This is a genomic window from Aromatoleum evansii (assembly GCF_045689615.1).
GTDB lineage: Bacteria > Pseudomonadota > Gammaproteobacteria > Burkholderiales > Rhodocyclaceae > Aromatoleum > Aromatoleum evansii.
The window spans coordinates 2,420,717-2,439,248 of record NZ_CP141259.1 but is presented as its reverse complement, the minus strand read 5'-3'; the positions used below and the strand labels follow the sequence as shown (position 1 = coordinate 2,439,248).

Annotated in this window: 18 protein-coding genes; all 18 read right to left on the bottom strand. The window is 63.9% G+C overall.

Annotated features, from left to right (window positions below; translation table 11 throughout):
• The gene (locus U5817_RS11405) at positions 1-867 is read right to left on the bottom strand and encodes a branched-chain amino acid ABC transporter permease (RefSeq protein WP_169130796.1); all 867 of its coding nucleotides are present in this window, start codon (positions 865-867) and stop codon (positions 1-3) included.
• A 174-nt stretch (positions 868-1,041) separates the two neighbouring features.
• Entirely contained in the window at positions 1,042-2,229 is a 1,188-nt protein-coding gene (locus U5817_RS11400) for an ABC transporter substrate-binding protein (RefSeq protein ID WP_407280833.1), read from the bottom strand.
• A 63-nt stretch (positions 2,230-2,292) separates the two neighbouring features.
• On the bottom strand, positions 2,293-3,894 hold the full coding sequence (locus U5817_RS11395; protein WP_407280832.1) for a benzoate-CoA ligase family protein: 1,602 nt from the start codon (positions 3,892-3,894) through the stop codon (positions 2,293-2,295).
• Between the two features lie 49 nt (positions 3,895-3,943).
• Positions 3,944-4,690 carry an SDR family NAD(P)-dependent oxidoreductase gene (locus U5817_RS11390; protein WP_407280830.1) on the bottom strand — a complete coding sequence of 249 codons (747 nt, stop codon included), beginning with the start codon at positions 4,688-4,690 and terminating at the stop codon, positions 3,944-3,946.
• A 158-nt stretch (positions 4,691-4,848) separates the two neighbouring features.
• Entirely contained in the window at positions 4,849-5,979 is a 1,131-nt protein-coding gene (gene oah, locus U5817_RS11385; protein ID WP_407280828.1) for a 6-oxocyclohex-1-ene-1-carbonyl-CoA hydratase, read from the bottom strand.
• 35 nt (positions 5,980-6,014) lie between these two features.
• On the bottom strand, positions 6,015-7,082 hold the full coding sequence (had, locus tag U5817_RS11380) for a 6-hydroxycyclohex-1-ene-1-carbonyl-CoA dehydrogenase (RefSeq protein ID WP_407280827.1): 1,068 nt from the start codon (positions 7,080-7,082) through the stop codon (positions 6,015-6,017).
• Between the two features lie 175 nt (positions 7,083-7,257).
• Positions 7,258-8,037, bottom strand: coding sequence for an enoyl-CoA hydratase/isomerase family protein (locus U5817_RS11375; protein WP_407280825.1), 780 nt, complete (start codon positions 8,035-8,037; stop codon positions 7,258-7,260).
• 45 nt (positions 8,038-8,082) lie between these two features.
• On the bottom strand, positions 8,083-8,265 hold the full coding sequence (locus U5817_RS11370; protein WP_018991499.1) for a hypothetical protein: 183 nt from the start codon (positions 8,263-8,265) through the stop codon (positions 8,083-8,085).
• A gap of 12 nt (positions 8,266-8,277) precedes the next feature.
• On the bottom strand, positions 8,278-10,827 hold the full coding sequence (locus U5817_RS11365) for an FAD-dependent oxidoreductase (RefSeq protein WP_407280823.1): 2,550 nt from the start codon (positions 10,825-10,827) through the stop codon (positions 8,278-8,280).
• Positions 10,828-10,885: 58 nt separating this feature from the next.
• Positions 10,886-11,527 (bottom strand): PHP domain-containing protein, encoded by a 642-nt coding sequence (locus tag U5817_RS11360; RefSeq protein WP_169130817.1) that lies wholly within the window; start codon positions 11,525-11,527, stop codon positions 10,886-10,888.
• Positions 11,528-11,557: 30 nt separating this feature from the next.
• Complete coding sequence (locus U5817_RS11355) at positions 11,558-12,010, bottom strand: GNAT family N-acetyltransferase (protein WP_169130819.1); 453 nt, start codon at positions 12,008-12,010, stop codon at positions 11,558-11,560.
• 51 nt (positions 12,011-12,061) lie between these two features.
• On the bottom strand, positions 12,062-12,361 hold the full coding sequence (locus U5817_RS11350) for a hypothetical protein (protein WP_246262366.1): 300 nt from the start codon (positions 12,359-12,361) through the stop codon (positions 12,062-12,064).
• Between the two features lie 40 nt (positions 12,362-12,401).
• Complete coding sequence (locus tag U5817_RS11345) at positions 12,402-12,686, bottom strand: ferredoxin (protein WP_169130823.1); 285 nt, start codon at positions 12,684-12,686, stop codon at positions 12,402-12,404.
• A gap of 62 nt (positions 12,687-12,748) precedes the next feature.
• On the bottom strand, positions 12,749-13,654 hold the full coding sequence (gene bzdQ / locus U5817_RS11340) for a benzoyl-CoA reductase, bzd-type, subunit Q (RefSeq protein WP_169130825.1): 906 nt from the start codon (positions 13,652-13,654) through the stop codon (positions 12,749-12,751).
• Between the two features lie 38 nt (positions 13,655-13,692).
• Positions 13,693-14,502: an acyl-CoA dehydratase activase gene (locus tag U5817_RS11335; protein ID WP_407280821.1), complete on the bottom strand. Its 810-nt coding sequence runs from the start codon at positions 14,500-14,502 to the stop codon at positions 13,693-13,695.
• A 28-nt stretch (positions 14,503-14,530) separates the two neighbouring features.
• Positions 14,531-15,835 carry a benzoyl-CoA reductase, bzd-type, subunit O gene (gene bzdO, locus U5817_RS11330; protein ID WP_169130829.1) on the bottom strand — a complete coding sequence of 435 codons (1,305 nt, stop codon included), beginning with the start codon at positions 15,833-15,835 and terminating at the stop codon, positions 14,531-14,533.
• A 26-nt stretch (positions 15,836-15,861) separates the two neighbouring features.
• A complete protein-coding gene (bzdN, locus tag U5817_RS11325) occupies positions 15,862-17,001 on the bottom strand; it encodes a benzoyl-CoA reductase, bzd-type, subunit N (RefSeq protein WP_169130831.1) in 1,140 nt (379 codons plus the stop codon).
• 479 nt (positions 17,002-17,480) lie between these two features.
• The gene (locus tag U5817_RS11320) at positions 17,481-18,377 is read right to left on the bottom strand and encodes a helix-turn-helix transcriptional regulator (protein WP_169130833.1); all 897 of its coding nucleotides are present in this window, start codon (positions 18,375-18,377) and stop codon (positions 17,481-17,483) included.
• Positions 18,378-18,532: the final 155 nt, after the last annotated feature.

Below are 18,532 nucleotides of genomic sequence, written 5' to 3'. Positions count from 1 at the left end.
TCAGATCCTCCGGAAGATGCCTTCGGGCCGCCACAGCAGCACCGCGGCCATCAGTACATACACGGCAAGGCCGGCATAATCGGGCGCGATCACCTTGCCGAAAGTGTCGGCCAGGCCGATCAGCAGCGCCGCCACCAGCGCCCCCCATACGGACCCCACGCCGCCGATCACGACGACCACGAAGCAGATGATGAGCACCTGATTGCCCATGCCGGGATAGACCGAGGACACCGGAGCCGCGAGCATCCCGGCGAACGCGGCGAGGGTGACGCCGAGTCCGAACACGATGCGGTAGATCAGGTCGATGTTGATGCCCAGCGCCTGCACCATTTCGCGGTTCGAACTGCCCGCGCGGATCATCATCCCGAGGCGCGTGTAGCGAATCAGCCAGTACATCACGATGGCGAGCAGGATGCAGACGGCGGACATGAACAGCCGATACACCGGATAGCTCAGCGTCTCGCTGAGCTGGATCGAGGCCGAGAGGAGTTCCGGGATCGGTACGCCGTGCACGTCGTCGCCGACGATCAGGCTGCGCAGCTCCTCGAAGATCAGGATCAGGCCATAGGTGAGGAGGACCTGGTCGAGGTGGTCGCGCTTATAGAGCCTGCTGAACAGAGCCCATTCAAGCAGGAATCCGATCAGCACGCTGAGCGCGATCCCCACGACGATCGCGACGAGAAGGTTGCCCGAGAGGGCGGTGAGCGAGAACGCCATGTAGGCGCCCATCATGTAGAAGCTGCCATGGGCAAGATTGATGATGCCCATGATGCCGAAGATCAGCGTGAGTCCGCTGGCAACCAGGAACAGCAGCAGCCCGTATTGAAGCGAATTCAGCAGCTGGATCAGGAAGGTCGAGAAATCCATCGCCGTATCCCTCCGGGCACCGTTCGCGCCCGAGTGAAGGTGAAGCGGAGCGGGCGTTCGCCGATGATGGCGATCGCCTGCCGAAGCAGTGGTGCCGCGCCGGCGGGGCTTGCGCTGCGCGGGGGCGCGCCTGACGCACACCCGCACATTCCCCGCCGGGGCAGGCGACCTGGGTTACATCCGGCAGCCGCGCGCCGGATCGGCCAGCGCCTTTGCGGCGACCGAAACAACCTTGTTCTGCTTCGCCTCCACCTTGCGGAGATAGATGTCCTGCACCGGGTTGTGCGCCTTCGACAGCGTGAAGCGTCCGCGCGGGCTGTCGATCGTCGCCTTCTCCATCGCCGCGATCAACGCCTCGCGTTTCGTGACGTCGCCACCGACGCCGGCCAGGCCCGCGGCGAAAAGCTGCGCCGCGTCATAGCCCTGCACGGAATACACATCGGGCTGCATCTTGTACGCCATCGCGTAGGCGGTGCGAAAGGCCTTGTCCTTCGCGATGTCGAGCCCGTCGGCGTAGTGCAGCGTGGTCAGGATGCCTTCGGCGGAATCGCCCTGCGCTTCCAGCGTGCCGTCGGTGAGGAAGCCGGAGCCATACAGCGGAATCGTCTTCTTCAGGCCTGCCGCGTCGTAGTCCTTCACGAACTTGACCGCTCCACCACCTGCGAAGAACACGAACACGGCGTCGGGCTTGAGCGCAGCGATTTCGGTCAGGTAGGGCTGGAATTCGACGTTCGGGAAGGGCAGGTACATTTCCTTCACGACCTTGCCGCCCGCCTTCTCGAAAGCCTCCTTGAAGCCCGCGACCGACTGTTCGCCGAAGGAGTATTTCCAGCTCAGGGTGACGACGTTCTTGTGCTTCCTCTCGGCCATCACCTGCCCCATCGCGTACGCGGGCTGCCACGCGGAGAAGGAGGTGCGGAAGATGTTGGGCGCGCACAGCGGCCCGGTGATCTCGTCGGCGCCGGCGTTCGGAATGATCAGCAGCGTCTTGGTCTCGCGCGCGACGCGCGTCATGGCCAGCGCCACGCCCGAGTGCACGGTGCCGATGAGGACGTCGACGTTGTCGCGCTTGATCAGCTTGTTGGCGTTCTCGGGCGCCTTCGCGGCATCCGACTCGTCATCGACGGTGAAGTACTCGATCTCGCGCCCACCGAGCTTGCCCCCGCCCTGCTCCACGGCGAGTTTGAACCCGTTGGTGATCGCGTTTCCCAGTGCTGCGTAGGTGCCCGTGTACGGCAGCATCAAGCCGACACGAATCTTGTTGGCGCTCTGGGCGAACAGTGGTGCCCCGGGAAGGGCGAGGCCCCCCGCGATACCGGCAGTGGACAGCAGGAAACGACGGCGATTGAATCCTTGCTCCATTACACACTCCTCCTTTGGTGAGGCCGCTCGAGCGGCTCTGGTTATGTCTTTTTCGCGCGGGATCTACGCCCCTGACAGCGAACGCAGCTTGAATCGCTGGATCTTTCCGGTCGCCGTCTTGGGCAACTCGTCGACGAATTCCAGCCAGCGGGGATACTTGTACGGCGCGAGCTTGCTCTTGACGTGGAGCTTGAGCTCGTCCGCCAGCTCGGCCGCGGGCATGCGACCGGGCTTCAGCACGACAAAGGCCAGCGGCTTGATCAGGCCATCATCGTCCGCCTTGCCGACCACGGCCGCTTCGAGCACAGCAGCGTGGGTGATGAGCGCCGATTCGACCTCGATCGGCGACACGTAAATGCCGCCGACCTTCAGCATGTCGTCGTTGCGCCCGGCGTACACGTAGTTGCCGTCCGCGTCCTGGCTATACTTGTCGCCGCTGCGCGTCCATTGGCCGACGAAGGTCTCGCGGCTTTTCGTGCGGTTGTTCCAGTACAGCGCCGCGCTGGTGGGGCCGCGCACCTGGAGCTCACCGGCCTCGCCGGGTGCGACCTCCTCGCCGCCATCCCCGATCAGGCGCAGTTCGTAACCCGGTACCGGCTTGCCGCTGGTGCCGTAATGGACATCGCCTGCCCTGTTCGAGAGGAAGATGTGCAGCATCTCGGTGGAACCGAGTCCGTCGAGGATCTCGACGCCGAAATGCTCGGTCCAGCGATTTCCGACTTCGGCCGGCAGGGCCTCGCCGGCGGAGGCGCAACGGCGGATCGACAGCTCCTCGCGCCCGGGAAGCGCGGGACTCGCGAGCATGGAAGCATAGAGTGTCGGCACCCCGCAGTAGATGGTCGGCTGGTGCTCCCGCAGGACGCGGAACACCGCATCCGGCGTCGGCCGTTCGGCCATCAGCACGGCCGTGGCACCGGCCGCGAGGGGGAAGGTCAGGCCATTGCCAAGGCCGTAGGCGAAGAACAGCTTCGCCGCCGAGAACACCACGTCGTCCTCACGTACACCCAGGATCGGCTTCGAATACAGCTCGGCCGTGTGGATCAGGCTCGAGTGCAAGTGCACGGTACCCTTTGGGGCGCCGGTGGAGCCCGACGAATACAGCCAGAAACACGGATCGTCGCAGCAGGTCTGGGCTGCCTCGTAGGGCGGACGCGGCGAGGCGATCAGTTCCGCGAAATCCAGATGCCCGCCGTGCGTGCATGCATCGCCGCCCGAGACCATGACGTTCTTGATGAAGGGGCTGGCTTCGATCGCGTTCGAGAAGGCCGGCAACAGGGCCGAGGAAACCACCAGGCCACGCGCACGGCTGTCACGCAGCATGTAGGTGTAATCGGAGGCCGTCAGAAGCGTATTAACGGGGATCGGCACGACGCCGGCCTTGATACAGCCGAGGAAGGCGGTCGGAAAGTCGATCGTGTCGAGCAGGCATAGCAACACCCGCTCTTCCATCCTGATGCCAAGTTCCCCGAGTGCGTGCGCGAAGCGATCGACGCGTTCGGCAAGCTGTGCGTAGGTATAGCTTCCCGCGTGGTCGATCACTGCTGTCTTGCCACCGCGCCCCGCGCGCAGGTTGCGCTCGATCAGGTCGTGCGCGGCGTTGTACTCGCGCGGGATGGTGATGCGCGGAGGGCTGACACTGTGATCCGCGACGCTGAGTTCTGCCATTTGCTCCTCCTCTCCTTATGGTTCTTGCCGGCGTGCCGCTGCGGATCTCTCAGTGGATCGTCATTCCGCCATCGGCCGCCAGGATCTGTCCGGTCACATAGCTCGACGCATCGGAGGCGAAGAACACGAACACTGGCGTGATCTCCTCCGGTTCTGCCCAGCGTCCGAGGGGAATGCGGTCGAGGTACTTTTCCTTGAAGCGATCATCGGTGCGGATCGTCTCGGTCATCGGCGTGGCCGCTCCCGGTGCGATCGCGTTCGCGGTGATGCCGTAGCGCGCGAGCTCCTTCGCCGTGCTCTTGGTCATCCCGAGCACGCCGGCCTTCGCGGCGCTGTAGTTGATCTGCCCGATCGTGCCGAGCACGCCGGCAGTCGAGGTCACGTAGATGATGCGGCCGTACTGGCGCTCGATCATGCCGCCGACCACCGCCTGCAGGCAGTTGAACGCACCGGTGAGATGCACGGCGAGCACCTGGTTCCACTGGTCGGGGGTCATCTTGTTGAGCATCGCCGTGCGCGTGATGCCGGCGTTGTTGACGAGGATGTCGATGCGGCCCCATTCGGCGTTCACCTTGGCTGCCATCGCCTCGACCTGCTCGCGATCCGCGACGTTGCACGCCACGCCGATCGCCTGTCCGCCGGCCTCGACGATCTGTCCGGCCATACGGTCCGCGGTCGCCTGATCGATATCGATCACCGCGACCTTCGCGCCCTCTCGCGCGTAAGCCCTTGCAACGGCCGCGCCGATGCCCTGCCCTGCGCCCGTCACCACTGCAACCTTGTCCTTCAACTGCATGCGAGTCCCCTTCAACTGCGCGGCGACCAACCAGCCGCCGGTGAACTGCAAATGCTCCCCCCGGTTGCGAAAAGGCCGGGGTGGGAAGAAGCGGCCAATGCCGCGTCCACCACCCCGGGAAGGGAGAGACCTTATGAAACTGTTTGAAGCGCGGTGCGTCAGGCCTTCGGCTTGCCCAGCACCTGCTCGGCGAAGTTCTCGTCGAACATCGCGCCTTCGGCGATCAGCTGACGGTACTTGATGAAGTCGATGACGTCCTTGCCCGTCTGCTTCTTGCTGTCGAACGCCGTGAAGCCGAGGTAGGCCTCGTGGTTCATGTTCGCAGCCAGCCAGTGGCGGTTGGCGACCTTGAGCTGGTCCCAGAAGAACTTCTTCTTGCCGCGGATGCCCTCGATCGTCTTCACCAGGCAGTGCGGGAAGAGGTTCGTGAACTTCCACACCAGCGCATTGACCGCTTCATCGAGCTTCGAGAAATCGGTCGTGCATTGGGCGATCAGCTCCTTCGCCGCCTTGGCCTGCTCCGGGGAGACCGGCTCGCCGTACACCAGCTCGCCGTCATCGACGTACGCATCGGTGCGCACGAGCGGGTTGCGCACCCACTGTCCATCCTTCTTCAGCACCGGCACGACCTTCGTGACGAGGTTCTTGGCCTTCATCTTGTACGCGCTCCACGGCTCGCACGAGATGCAGTTGTACATGGCGTCTTCCATGTTCAGCATCCACGGCAGGAAGTCGGTCGAGCCGCCGTCCGGCGCGCTGCCGTGCTTCGGGCCGGCCTGGCCGAACACCGCCATGTCCGAGGTCACGGTCAGGTCGGTCGCCATGCCGATCTCCTGGCCGCCGCCCACGCGCATGCCATTCACGCGGCAGATCACCGGCTTCTTGCAGTTCAGGATGCCATCGACCATGGCGTTGAACAGGTCCATGTACTCGCCGTACTCGTTCGGGCGCTTCGAGTAGTAGGCGGCGTACTCGGCGGTGTTGCCGCCGGTGCAGAATGCCTTGTCACCGACTGCGGTGAACACGGCGGCGACGACCGAGCGGTCCGACGACGCGCGCTGGAAGCCCGCGATCACTGCCTTGACCATCTCGGTGGTGTAGGAGTTGTACTGCGTCGGGTTGTTCAGCGTGATCCAGGCCGAGTACAGGCCGGGAACCTGGTTGCCCTGGGGATCGGTCACCGGGCGCTTCTCGAAGATCACCGAAGGCGCTTCGGTGCCGAAATGCTCTTCTCCGAGCAGGGCGTGATCCTTGATGTGGTTGTCGCGGCGCAGCCAGTCGAGTGACATGAGATGTCTCCTGTTATATGCAGTGTTGCGTTTAATCAGAAATCGGGCGTCAGGATGACGCGACGCTTGAGCTTGCCGTGGTGCGCCTCGTCGAACACCTGTTCGATCTGGCTCATCGGGCGGGTTTCGACGAAGGGGCCGAGCTTGATGCGACCGTCGAGGCACATGTCGCGCACGGCCGCGTAACGATCCGGCGGGCAGCCCCAGGTGCCGATGATCTCGGCATCGAAAGCCATCAGCTTGGAGAGCATGTAGGTCGTCTCCGCCGTGCCGTAGCCGACGATGACGAGCTTGCCGGTGAAGGACAGCAGCGACAGCGCCAGCTCCTGGCCGGGCTTGCTGCCGGTGACCTCGAAGATCTTCCAACCGTAGTTCGACGGCAGGCCACGCTCCTTGCAAAAGCCCTTGAAGAGCTCCTTGATGTCCTTCGCGCTCTTGTCCTTCGGGTTGATGACGAAGTCGGCACCGAAGTCCTTCATCATCACGAGCTTTTCCTCGTTGATGTCGATGCCGATGACGGCCTTCGCGCCCATGCCCTTGGCGGTCTGCACCATGAAGCTGCCCACGCCGCCCGCAGCGCCGATGACGATCACGAGGTCGTCCTTCTTCAGGTCCGCGCGCACGGCGGCCTGGTAGGGGGTCGTCACCGCATCCGCGACCACCGCGAGATGCTCGAGCGGGGTGCTGCCGCGGTTCTCGACCACGCACAGGTACTTGGACTGCGCGACGATGTGGCTCGAATAGCCGCCATAGATGCCCATCGAGTTGCCCGGCATCTTCTGCGACAGGCAGCGGTTGCCGCGACCCGTGTTGCACAGCTCGCACTCGCCACAGGGGATGACGGCCGGAACGATCACTTCCTTGCCGATCATCGACGCTTCGCCGCCGATCACCGTGCCCGAGATCTCGTGGCCGAGCGACAGCGGGGGCTTCTGTACCGTCGGCACGCCCATGTAGAAGTACGACAGGTCGGTGTGGCACACGCCGCAGCCGGCGATCTTCACCACCACGTCGCCAGGCCCCAGCTCGGGCATCGGCACGCGGGTCTTCTGCAGCTTGCCCGGTTCGGTCATCTGCCAGGTATCGATGAATTCAGGAATCACGCTTCGTCTCCCACTCTTGATTTCGGATCTTCACAACCTTCACTACAGGCTCGGCTCACGGCATCCGCCGGCAGCAGCCCCCCGACGGGGGGTGTTTCGTGCCGAGGCGTCCGCTTGCGCCAACGAGGCGCGGAACACCCCTCGGCGGGGGGCGGGTCGCAGGCACAAGCGCCCGTCAGCTGTTCCGCCACACCGGCTTCCGCTTCTCCAGGAAGGCAGCCAGCCCCTCCTTCGCGTCGTCGGTGTTCATCAGTTCCTTCAGATAGATGTTCTCGGCGGTGTCGAGCGCCGCGCCGAAGGGCTTATCGGCCACGGCACGAATGGTCTTGCGGGTGCTGGCGAGCGCGGCACGGCTCAGCCCCATGAAGGGGGCCACGAAGGTCTGCACGTCGGCGGCGAAGGTCTCCTTCGCGAACATGCGGTTCACCAGCCCGATCGCCTTCGCCTCGTCCGCGCCGATGTTCTCGCCACCGAGCAGCAGCTCCAGCGCACGGGCCGGCGGCACCAGGCGCGGCAGCAGCACTGCGGCGATCGGCGGGAATACCGCCAATTTGATCTCCGGCTGGCCAAACTTCGCGTTCGACGCCGCGACCAGCATGTCGCACGCGATCGCCACTTCCATGCCGCCGCCCAGCGCGACGCCATTCACCGCGGCGAGCGTCGGGATCTGCAGCTGCTGCATGCGGCGGAAGATGCCGTGGAAGACTTCGATCATCCGATCGACCTTGTCCGGCGTATGGTCCGCGACCTCGACGCCGGCCGAGAAGGCCTTCTCGCCCGCGCCGGTGATCATCAGCAGCTTCACGCTGTTGTCGGCGAGGCACCGGTCCAGCGCGACATTCATCTCCTCCATCGTCGGGATGTCGAGGACGTTGAACGGCGGGCGGTTGATCGTCAGCGTTGCCAGGCCGTCGGCCACGCCATAGGTGATGAACTGGAATTCCGCACTACTCATCTCGTGTCTCTCCTCGTTCTCGTTCGCTCTGCGCGCTTTCGTACTTCAGTTCTCGTTCTTCATCTGCAGCCGGTACGGGCAGACCGCATCGCAATCCGCACAGCACACTTCGCCGTCGCAGCGGATGTGCCACAGGTCTGCACCGCAATTGGTGCACCGGCACTTGGCCTCGGGCTTGATGGCCGGGCGGACTTCCTCCGCCGACCAGAAATCGATGACCTGTCCCATGTCCGCCCCCGATCAGAACAGGTCGTCGAGTTCGTCGGCCCCTCCGCCCGGCATCTTCCCGAACTGCTGCAGGTAGGCCTGGATCATCTGGCTCTCGCGGGACGTGAAGAGCGCCGCCTCCTCGAACACGAAGTTAGTTGCGTCGCCGCCGCGCTCGAGCTGCTCCATCAAGCCCTCGCGCAGGTTCTCCACGCCCTTGATCATCAGCACGTTCTTGTCGCCATCGAGCAGCTGGAACACGCCCGACTCGGTCGGCACGGACGCGATAGTCGCTTCGTCGAACTTCAGTGAGGACTCCGGGGGCAGGATCGCGTCGGCGATCTTCGGCGCCAGGTTGCACTTGAAGCAGCGAGCCGCCTCCGCACGCGCCGTCGCATCGTCGAAGCCCAGTTCCACCTCGTCCCAGCCCGTGCGCTGCTCGGGCGCCAGCATGATCGGATGGAACTTGCGGATCTTGTTGAAGCCTTCCTTGCGGCCGATGCGCGGGTTGGTCTCCCAGCCGGTGCGCAGCAGCACTTCGGAGATGTCGCCGTCGCCGCCGAGCACGACGTCCATCGCCGAGGCCGCAACCCGCCCCTGTGCAACCGACTCGATAAGGGTCGAAGGTCCGAGCACGCAGTCGCCGCCGGCATAGACTTTCGGCCGGCTCGTCAGCATCGAGTCCTCGCGCACCGTGATGCGGCCCTTGCGGTCGGTCTCGACGCCAAAACCTTCGAAGCGCTTCGGGAACTGGCCAATCGCGGCGATCACCAGATCGACGCCCTCGACGACTTCCTCGCCAGTCTCCACAGGCTTGCGGCGGCCCGATGCATCGGCCTCGCCGAGCGCCATCTTGGCGTACGTGATCTGCAGGCGATAACCGTTCGTGCCCGGCTCGATCTTCTTCGGCGCGAGCAGGTAGCGGATATTCACGCCCTCCTCCACGCAACCCTCGAACTCCTCCAGGCGCGCCGGCATTTCCTCGCGGGTGCGCCGATACACCATGTCGACCTCGGCGCCGAAGCGGCGCGATGAACGCGCGTTGTCGGTCGCGACGTTGCCGCCGCCGATCACCGCCACCTTCTTGCCGGTCTGGATGCCCTCAGGCGTATTCACGAGGCCCATCGTCACGGCCTTGAGGTAGGTCGGGCTGTCGACCACGCCCGGCAGGTCGTCGCCGGGGATGCCCAGCTTGTCGCCGCCCTGCGCGCCGATGCCGACGAACACTGCGCCATAGCCGTCATTGAAGAGCGTATCGACGCTCTCGACCTTGGCACCGAAGCGGAACTCGACACCCAGCGCCGACACTTCGGCAACCTCGTTGTCGATGACCTCGGCCGGTACGCGGTAGGACGGGATGCCGTAGCGCGCCATGCCGCCTGCGGCCGGCTGTGCGTCGAACACCGTGACACCATGGCCCTGCTTGGCGAGGTAGTACGCGACCGTCAGGCCGGCCGGGCCGGCGCCGATCACCGCGGCCTTCTTGCCGGTCGCCGGCAGCTTCTTCGCATGCTCGCGCCAGATCCCCGTGTCGTTGTCCGCGGCGATGCGCTTCAGGTTGCGGATCGACAGCGGATCGTCCAGGTCCTTGCGGCGGCAGGCCGATTCACACATCGCGAAACAGGCGCGACCGAGGATGCCCGGGAAGGGAAGCCGTTCGCGCACCACCGCGATCGCCTCGCCGTACTTGCCTTCGGCGGCGAGCTGCACGTAGCGCGGCACGTCGATACCCGCCGGACAGGCGTTCTTGCACGGCACCATCGACTCCTCGCGCTTGGCAGGGTCGAGCGTGCGGTCCGTCAGCGCGCCGGTCGGGCAAACGGTCACACAGGCCTGGCAGAAGGTACAGCCGGATTCGATCAGCGTCGGCGCGATCGTGCCGACATAGGTGCGCTTGCCCTGCGGCGTCTCGACTTCCTTGACCTCGAGACAGCCCACCCCGCGCACGTCATTACAGGCGACCAGGCAGCGGCGGCAGTCGATGCACAGGTTGTAGTCGCGGTCGAAGAAGGGCTCGTCGAGCACGACCGGCAGCTGCGCGGGCTTGTACGGCGGCGTCGTGTTCGGGATGCCGATGTAGTCGGAGACCTTGCGCAGCTCACAGGACGAGAAGATCGTGCAGCAGCGCGTTTCCTGCGGGTTGCCGTAGGAGCACTGCGAGCGCGAACAGCCGTCGCGCTGCGGACAGGTCAGGCAGACATGGGGATGCGGGCCGAGGATCTTGGCGAGGCTGGCCTGGCGCACTTCCTGGATCGCCGGCGACTTGGTCGTCACGACCATGCCGGCCGTGACGGTCGTCGAACAGGCCTTCACAACGCCATCAACACCGTCGATCTCGACCATACAGAGATTGCAGCCGCCCTCTCCCGCGCCACGCTGGCCGGCGGGCGGCAGATCGGGGTGCGCACACAGCGCCGGAATGTAGAGGCCTGCGGCGGTGGCGGCATTCAGGACCGACGCGCCGGCGGGCGCCTCGACCTCAACGCCGTCGATGCTCAGCTTCACGGGCGCGCCGAACTCGGCCATGCCGGCCGGCTTGCTCGCCTTCCACCACCTGATTTCCGATGTCTGTACGGCTTCCATGTCTCTCTCGTCCTCTGTTTTGCTCCGGGCTTAGCTTTTGCCCGGTCCAAGCCGTTTCTTACGCCGCCTGCGCAAGCTGCAGATAGCCCGGGTAGTAACTCCCCTGGCAGGCTCCCGCGCGCACAGCGGCGATGAAACTCGCCATGTCGGTGACGGGCTGCGAGAACTTCGTCGCGCACCGCCCGACTGCAATCGTCTTGTGGCAATCGCTGCCGCCCAGCGCTGGCAGGGCCATGTGGCGAGCGGCACTGATTGCCAGATCGTTGTCGCTGTCGAGATTGCCGCCGTTATGGGTTTCCACGGCAGCGATCCCGGTGATGTCCAGCAGCCCGTGCAGCAGGCTCGCGACCCCGACCTCGCGGAACGGATGGGCCGGCACGCAGATTCCGCCGATGCTGTTGATATGCTCGATGACCTCGTTGATCGGGAGGTAGTTGTCGCGCCCCCAGATGTTCCAGCCGTCATCCTGCATACCGTACGCCAGCATGTGCCCCCGATCGGTCGCAATCTCCACCCCGCGCAGCACCAGGAAGCCCTCGTCGCGCCCCACCTGCTCTACCGGCAGCGACGCTTCGTACGAGTAATGCTCAGTGATGCACACCCCGTCGAGTCCCAGCTCCTTGGCGCGGCGGATCAGATCCACCGGCTCCAGCCAGTTGTCGTAGGAGTACTTGGTATGGCAATGGCAATCGATCCACATGGGACGGACTCCGCGCGCCGGCCTGGCCGCTCAGGAAACGGTGTACTCGAGGTTGATGCGCTTGGACGGCGCGAAGCGCTGGCGGGAGAAGAATTTCTCCAGCGCGAAGTCGTCCCAGTTCACCAGCGTGTAGACCTTCTTCACGCCCGCCGCCTTCATGTTCATCATGAACTGGTCGAGCAGCTCGCTCGCCACGCCGCGGTTCTGGAAGCGCGGATCGACGCCGATGGTGTCGATCGTCGCGGTCGACTCGGGGATGCCGAACTCGCCGAAATACACGTCGCCCATCACAAAGCCGGCGATCTTGCCGTCGATCTCGCACACCAGGGAGGAGTTGATGTTGTGCTGCGGATTGAGCACCCCTTCCAGCTTCCGCTCGTAGTACTCGCGACGGTTTTGCTTGGAGCCTGCCGCGTCGATCTCGACGATCGCGTTCAGGTCTTCCTTCTTCAGCACCCGCATCACACGCTTCTGGTCAGACATTTACCTATCTCCTTTGGTTGGCAGTTCCGCGTCCGTTCGCGTCACCGCCTCTCAGAACAGTTCGTCTTCCTGCTGGGGCTTCGTCGAGCGGCGGGTGTACACCGTGCCGATGACCTTCCCCATTTCCTGGTCGGTGTCGAGGCAGGTCGTGCAGCCATCGCCCTCGGTCTGGTAGCTCTCGACGTGCACCTCGAACCCCATGCCCCGGTACGCTTCGGCGATTTCCGACAGCCGCGGCTCGCCGATCGTCGTCAGGCGCTTCCAGCCTTCCCGCAACAGGCGATCCTCGACGTCCTCTTCACGGGTGGCCGAGCCGGCCAGCTTGATCGGGATCGTCTTCTTCGTGCTCATCTTGGAACCCTCCGTCATCGCCGGGAACATGGCTTGCTCATTACCAGGAATGCTTGATCGCGCCCGGGGTGCAGGCAGTGGTACAGGGCAGGCTGGTGTAGCCGCCGGCCGGCTTGCACTCGGCACAGTCATAGGCCAGTGCCCGGGTCTTCTCCTTCCTCACCCACGCCACTTCATCGTCGTAGTCGTCGGTGATGATTTCGAACATCTGCTGCGGACAGGCCTTCAGGCACGCCCGCTCCGCGGCACAGTCGATGCACTTGTCCGTGTCGATGCTGATGTAGTACTCGCCGGAACCGTCCTTGTAACCGTAGTTCGCGATCATTTCCCTCTCCTGGAATCTATGTGCCGCGGCGCCCTTGCGGATCACCGCGGCCCTTGCGCCAATTACTTGGCGGCCTGCTTCTGCATCAGCGTGTAGCCGAACAGCGCAGCACCCAGCGCGCCGGCGATCTGGCTGTCGATCTTGGTCTCGAGCTGCTTGATGCCCAGCAGACGCTCGATGCGCTTCACGACGCCCGGGTTCTTCGCGATACCGCCGGTGATGAAGAAGCCCTCTTCCACGCCGATCCGCTCCAGCAGGCTCACCACGCGCTCGGCCATCGCCTGGCAGTAAGCCGCGATCACCATGTTCTTGGTGTAGCCGGCCTTCAGCAGGCCCAGCGCCTCGGACTTCGCGAACACCACGCAGATCGACGACACGGCTTCCGGTTCGGTCTCGACGTCAAAGGAGCGCGGGCCCAGTTCGGCGATGGGGATCTGCATCAGGTCGGAGATGACTTCCATGCCGCGGCCGGTACCGGCTGCGCACTTGTCGTTCATCAGGAAGTTCGTGACCTTGCCCTTGTCATCGCAGTGGATGGCCTTGCAGTCCTGGCCGCCCATGTCCAGGATGGTGCGCACCTTGTTGCCACCCATGTAGTTCGCGCCGCGGGCATGGCAGGCGATCTCGGTGATCGCCTTGTGGGCGAAGGGCACGTTCACCCGGCCGTAGCCGGTGCCGACGACATAGTTGATGTCCTCGAGCTTCATGCCGATCTTGTCCATGATGCCCTGCAGGGCGTTCTTGGCCGAGTCCGGCGAATTGTTGCCGGTGCGCATGCTATTGTAGCCATACAGCTCACCGTCACAGACCAGCACCGCCTGCGAGGACACCGACCCGACGTCGATGCCGCAGGTGATGATCTTGGCGTCCTTCCAGTTCTTGGTCTCGTCGTACCAGGTGTTTTCCTGCCAGCGCCAGAATTCCTTCTTCTCGGGGGCGGCGGTGGCGGCAGCAACTTCTGCATTCATTTGATCGCTCCTTAATCCGTATCTGTTCGCGTGTCGGTTCAGTGCACTCGCTCGGCTGCAATCAGCGCGCAACCCAGGGCGCTGACGAACTCGGGCAGTTCGGGCAGGAGAACCTCATCGACGTCCATTGCGGTCTTCAGCGACTGGACGAAACCGGGGTTGTGGCCCATGCCGCCGATCAGCACGACGTTGCCTTCGATGCCGACGCGACGCACCATCGCGCACACGCGGCTGGCCACCGCATCCAGCACCGCCTTGGCGATGTCTTCCTTGGGCGTCGAGGAGTGGATCAGCGACACCACTTCCGACTCCGCGAACACGGTGCATTGCGCGTTCATCGGGATGCTCTTGTCCGAGCGCAGGCTGGCCTCACCGAACTCCTTCAGCGACAGCTGCAGCGCGCGGCTCATCGCCTCGGCGAAGGAGCCGGCGCCGGCGGCGCACTTCTCGTTACCGGCGAAGTCGATCGCCTTGCCGTCCGGATCGGTCTTGATGCCGCGCCCTTCCTCGGCACCGACGTCCACCACCGTGCGGGCCTGCGGATACATGAACACCGCACCGCGCGCACCGGCGGTCATCTCGGTGATGCCTTCGGTCGCGAAGGCCACCTGGCCGCGGCCGGCGCCGGTTGCGAACACCGACTTCACCTGGTCGCGGGTCACGCCAGCCTCGGCCAGCGCGGCGTCGAAGGCCTTCTCGGCAGCCTGATCGGCGTCGAGGTCGCCCGGCAGCATCAGGTGAGCCTTCTTGACCGCGAAGCTCGGCGCCTTGGCGCCTTCAACCTTGATTTGTTCCAGCAGCACCACCTTGACGCTGCGGGAGCCCATATCGATTCCAGCGGTAATCATTCTCGTCTCCTCTTGGCTCTGTTACCGATCAGGCGGCCTGGCGACGCACGCCAAGCTGCTCCATGAAGGCGTCGACACGTGCCTGGGTGCGCACTTCGTCGAACTCGCGCTCGTCGCCCATGTTTCCTTCGAAGGTCATCACCGGCGTGCCCGACTTGGCGATCGCCAGGCGGTTTTCCATGATGCCGACCGACAGGCCTTCGCAGCCGCGGTTCAGGTGCAGCATCACGCCGTCGACCTGCCATTCCTTGATGATGCGCAGCATCATGTCGCTCTTGATGGTCGGGTCGTAGAAGTGCTGCCACTGCGGCTTCGACAGGTTCCAGTCGGCATACAGGCGCACGGCGGTCGCGCGATCCTTGATCTCGATGCCCTTGTTCCACGGCAGCGTACGACCACCCCAGGTACCGTCGGCCTTCTCTTCCCAGATGCCTTCCAGCGCGAAGGTGTAGAGCGAGCCGATCGACACCGCACCGTAGGTCTCGAGGTAGCGGAAGATCTTCAGGAAGGACCAGGGCGGCTGCGTGTCCGTCATCAGGCGGATCGTTTCGTTCGGCACGGCAGCGATTCCGCGGGCGACGCGATCCTTCACTTCCTCGTACAGCTCGTCCATGAAGTCGGCGCACCACTTCGACGACTTCGACAGCGTGCAGAGCACATACAGCGAGTACATCGTCTTCTCGTCGAGCGGCGCGGGCTTCACCTTGTTCAGCGCGCAGATGTCGGCCCAGCGGGAGGTCGAACGCATCTCGTTCTTGACCGCCTCGATGAACAGCTCGTCGTTGAACTCGCGGCCGCTGGCCTTCTGCACGAACTCGATGCCGTCATGCAGCTGGTTGGCGACGTAGTCGAGACGGGCGTCCGTCATGTCCTTGTACGGACCGACGCCAACGTCGAGGTAGAACTCGGGGATCTTCTCTTCCTTCGCGACGTGCTGGTACCACTTGGAGTGCGAGCAGCAGATCTGCGTCTGGAAAACAAAGTCAGGCTTCGGGAACTCGCCGCCGAAGGCGTACTTGTTCAGGTGCATGCCACCCCAGTAGATCCGCATGTACGAGCACAGGTCACGGGCGAAACCGTAGGCTTCGGCTGCGTCCATGCACTCCTTGGCGAACTTGCGGTCGTGGGCGACGGCGGCGGCGTACGGCTCGCCGGTCAGCGAATAGACGTCCTCACCGAGGCCGGCGGGGATCGCGTCCAGCGCCCAGGCCGAGCCGGACCAGCGGATGCCGCCCTTCTCTTTCGCACGGGCGTAGTTCATGTAGTACTGCTCGCGAAGCTCCTTCGCCTTCTTCCAGAGCTTCAGCGGCTCGGTCGGATACAGATTTGCCATGGCGTTTATCCCTCTTTCCCGTCAGTTCAGAACAGCTCTTCTTCGCTCAGCGTCTCGAGGAATGCCTCGATACGGATGCGGAAGGGCCCGATCGGATTGGTGATGTCGAATTCCAGGAACAGCGTCGGAATCCCGTTATCCTCGAGATGACGCTTCAGATCCGGGTAATCGCCCTCGTGCGGATCGCAGAACTTCTGCTGCAGGAAGATCGCGCCTTGAACGCCGTAGTCCTTGGCCAGACCGAGAACATGGTCGAAACGGGTGTGCGCCGGGTAATCCTTGGTCGGACAGGCCGGGCGGTCGCAGTAACGCTCGGCAATCGCCTTGATCACATCACCTTCGGACTTCGAGGCGTTCCAGAAGTAGCGGCTGCCCGAGCACTGGTCATCAATGACGATGGTCGCGCCGACCGACTCCACCATGCCCATGAACGCGATGTCGTCGTTCTCGGAACCGATGGTCATGAAGCGCGCGCCGGTCTTGCGCTCGACCTTGCGGGTCGGCAGCGCAGCGAGGGTCTTCTTCAGCATCTCGTTGTGCTCGCGCTTGTCGATGAACTGCGCGGTCAGCGATGCGTACAGGGCTTCGACGCCGGTGACCTTCGGGTCGGCTTCCTTGCGGTACTCGTACAGTTCGCGCAGCAGGCGGCGGTTCTCGTCGCACACGGCGAGCGCATCCTTCAGCATCGCGTCGGTGATTTCCTTGCCCGTCAGCGTCTGCAGGAACACGCGGAAGGACTGCACTTCCTCGTAGTGGGCCTTGCGGGAATGCTGCGACTGGACTTCGTTGGGCATCGGCACGTAGTAGTCCCACTTCACGGTGGGGACGTGCAGGCGCCAGGAACCGAAGGTCTGGCGATACTGGATACACGATTGGGTCAGCGTGACGCCTTCAGCGTAGTCGAAGCGGCCGAGCAGGCCCTGTGCGAGCGAGTCGCGGCAGAACGGGCAGAACATGCCGAAGATATGCGGCTCCGTCACGTTCTGCGGTTCGTGCGCACCGAGGACACGCACCGGCAGCATGCCGGCCGCGATCAGCAGCTCTTCCGGCGTGTAGGTGCACATCGTTGCCACCACCTGGCCACCTGTCCGCGCCTTCCAGTCGCGTGCATAATCGTGGCGCTTCTCGTACCAGGTCTTGAACTGGTCGAACAAACCATCGCTCATCGAACTATCTCCTCTGATGTGTTGCGGATCCCGTCCCTGAGTCCGCCTTTGCTGCATTATTGTGCCGTTACTGCATGATTTCGCATGTTACGCACTGCAGTGCAGTCGTTGTTGACCTAAGTCAAATGAGCGGCACCTTTACATGCACTTGATTGCATTTTAAGTGCGCAAAACTGCACTTTTATTCGCTGCAGCGCACAAATAAATGCATTGCGTTGCATCGCAGCAAGCGTACCGCCGTCGCCTGCGAGGGATCAGTGGCAAACCGCCCCCGCCTCGATTGCCTGCAACGGCCGGGCTTCAGGGATGATCAGCGGAATGAGAAGAGAGAGAGTGAAGGCTGCATGCAGGATGCTGCAGCGCAATAGCCACTATTCGTGCAATTTGGTCGCCGCGAGACGACCGGGGAAGAGGAGGCGTCCGGAATTGTTCCGCGCCGGAGGGGCGCGGAAAGGATCGCGCGCGCTGCCGGGGGCCCTTCAGCGCGACAGCACTTCGAGGATATCCAGGAAGGATTGCTCGACCGTGCGGCCGGATGTATCGATGATGGCGTCGGCCTTGCTGTACATGGCCGTCCGGCCGGCCAGGATGCGCTTCAGGTCTTCCATCGCCTCCTGGTTGCCGTGCATGGGGCGGTAATCCCCCTGTGCCATGACGCGGGCCATGTGTTCCTCGGGCGAAGCGCACAGCCAGATCGTGAAACACGATGACAGCAGGAGGTCGAAGTTCGCCGGTTCGGAGACGATGCTGCCGCCAGCGATCAGCACGAAGGCTTCGTTGTGTGCGACCACCGACTCCAGCCCGCGGCGCTCGTAGCGCCGGTAAGCCGACTGCCCGTAAAGCGAAAAGATTTCGGACAGGTCGGCGCCCGCCTCCTGCTCGATGACCTTCGCGAGCTCGAGGAAAGGGACGCCCAGGTGCTCGGCGAGCATCGTGCCCAGCGTAGTCTTCCCGGCCCCGCGCAGGCCGATGAAGGCGATGCGCTGCCTGCGCGCGCTCCGCCCGGACGATTCGAGTTCGTTCTGCAGCAGCCGGCGCGCCCACTCATGCGTCTTGGGCGGAAATCGGCTCAGGTACTGCATCAGCAGCGTCAGCTCGGGCGACTGCTCCGCCTCTTCGCGCACGAGGTCGACGATGGGAAAGCCGAGTCCCTGCGCGATCTGCCGCAACAGGATGATGGAGATGTTCCCGTGCCCCGTTTCGAGCTGGGCAAGGTAGCGCTCCGACACCCCGGACTGATGCGCCAGCATCTTGCGCGTCATTCCCCGTTGCGCCCGCAGGTCGCGAATGCGGTCGCCGAGCATCAGCAAGTAATTGTTCTCTTCCAGCGACAGGTCAGGGCGTTTCAGCCGTGACGAGTTCTCATCGTTGGACATTGGGGCTACCCCTATTTGAGCGGCAATAAAGTGCCGGTGAATTATAGTGCTCAAGCTTGAGCGGGATTGCAACATGCAGTTGCGTCGCCCGGCATTCGTAGTAACCGCAAAAAAAGGGCAAGAGCCTTCGTGGTCGGGCGCACGCGACGCCTGAT

Coding starts and splice junctions, on each gene's coding strand:
- U5817_RS11405 (WP_169130796.1), bottom strand. CDS start 867: ATGGATTTCTCGACCTTCCTGATCCAGCTGCTGAATTCGCTTCAATAC.
- U5817_RS11400 (WP_407280833.1), bottom strand. CDS start 2,229: ATGGAGCAAGGATTCAATCGCCGTCGTTTCCTGCTGTCCACTGCCGGT.
- U5817_RS11395 (WP_407280832.1), bottom strand. CDS start 3,894: ATGGCAGAACTCAGCGTCGCGGATCACAGTGTCAGCCCTCCGCGCATC.
- U5817_RS11390 (WP_407280830.1), bottom strand. CDS start 4,690: ATGCAGTTGAAGGACAAGGTTGCAGTGGTGACGGGCGCAGGGCAGGGC.
- oah (WP_407280828.1), bottom strand. CDS start 5,979: ATGTCACTCGACTGGCTGCGCCGCGACAACCACATCAAGGATCACGCC.
- U5817_RS11375 (WP_407280825.1), bottom strand. CDS start 8,037: ATGAGTAGTGCGGAATTCCAGTTCATCACCTATGGCGTGGCCGACGGC.
- U5817_RS11370 (WP_018991499.1), bottom strand. CDS start 8,265: ATGGGACAGGTCATCGATTTCTGGTCGGCGGAGGAAGTCCGCCCGGCC.
- U5817_RS11365 (WP_407280823.1), bottom strand. CDS start 10,827: ATGGAAGCCGTACAGACATCGGAAATCAGGTGGTGGAAGGCGAGCAAG.
- U5817_RS11360 (WP_169130817.1), bottom strand. CDS start 11,527: ATGTGGATCGATTGCCATTGCCATACCAAGTACTCCTACGACAACTGG.
- U5817_RS11355 (WP_169130819.1), bottom strand. CDS start 12,010: ATGTCTGACCAGAAGCGTGTGATGCGGGTGCTGAAGAAGGAAGACCTG.
- U5817_RS11350 (WP_246262366.1), bottom strand. CDS start 12,361: ATGAGCACGAAGAAGACGATCCCGATCAAGCTGGCCGGCTCGGCCACC.
- U5817_RS11345 (WP_169130823.1), bottom strand. CDS start 12,686: ATGATCGCGAACTACGGTTACAAGGACGGTTCCGGCGAGTACTACATC.
- bzdQ (WP_169130825.1), bottom strand. CDS start 13,654: ATGAATGCAGAAGTTGCTGCCGCCACCGCCGCCCCCGAGAAGAAGGAA.
- U5817_RS11335 (WP_407280821.1), bottom strand. CDS start 14,502: ATGATTACCGCTGGAATCGATATGGGCTCCCGCAGCGTCAAGGTGGTG.
- bzdO (WP_169130829.1), bottom strand. CDS start 15,835: ATGGCAAATCTGTATCCGACCGAGCCGCTGAAGCTCTGGAAGAAGGCG.
- bzdN (WP_169130831.1), bottom strand. CDS start 17,001: ATGAGCGATGGTTTGTTCGACCAGTTCAAGACCTGGTACGAGAAGCGC.
- U5817_RS11320 (WP_169130833.1), bottom strand. CDS start 18,377: ATGTCCAACGATGAGAACTCGTCACGGCTGAAACGCCCTGACCTGTCG.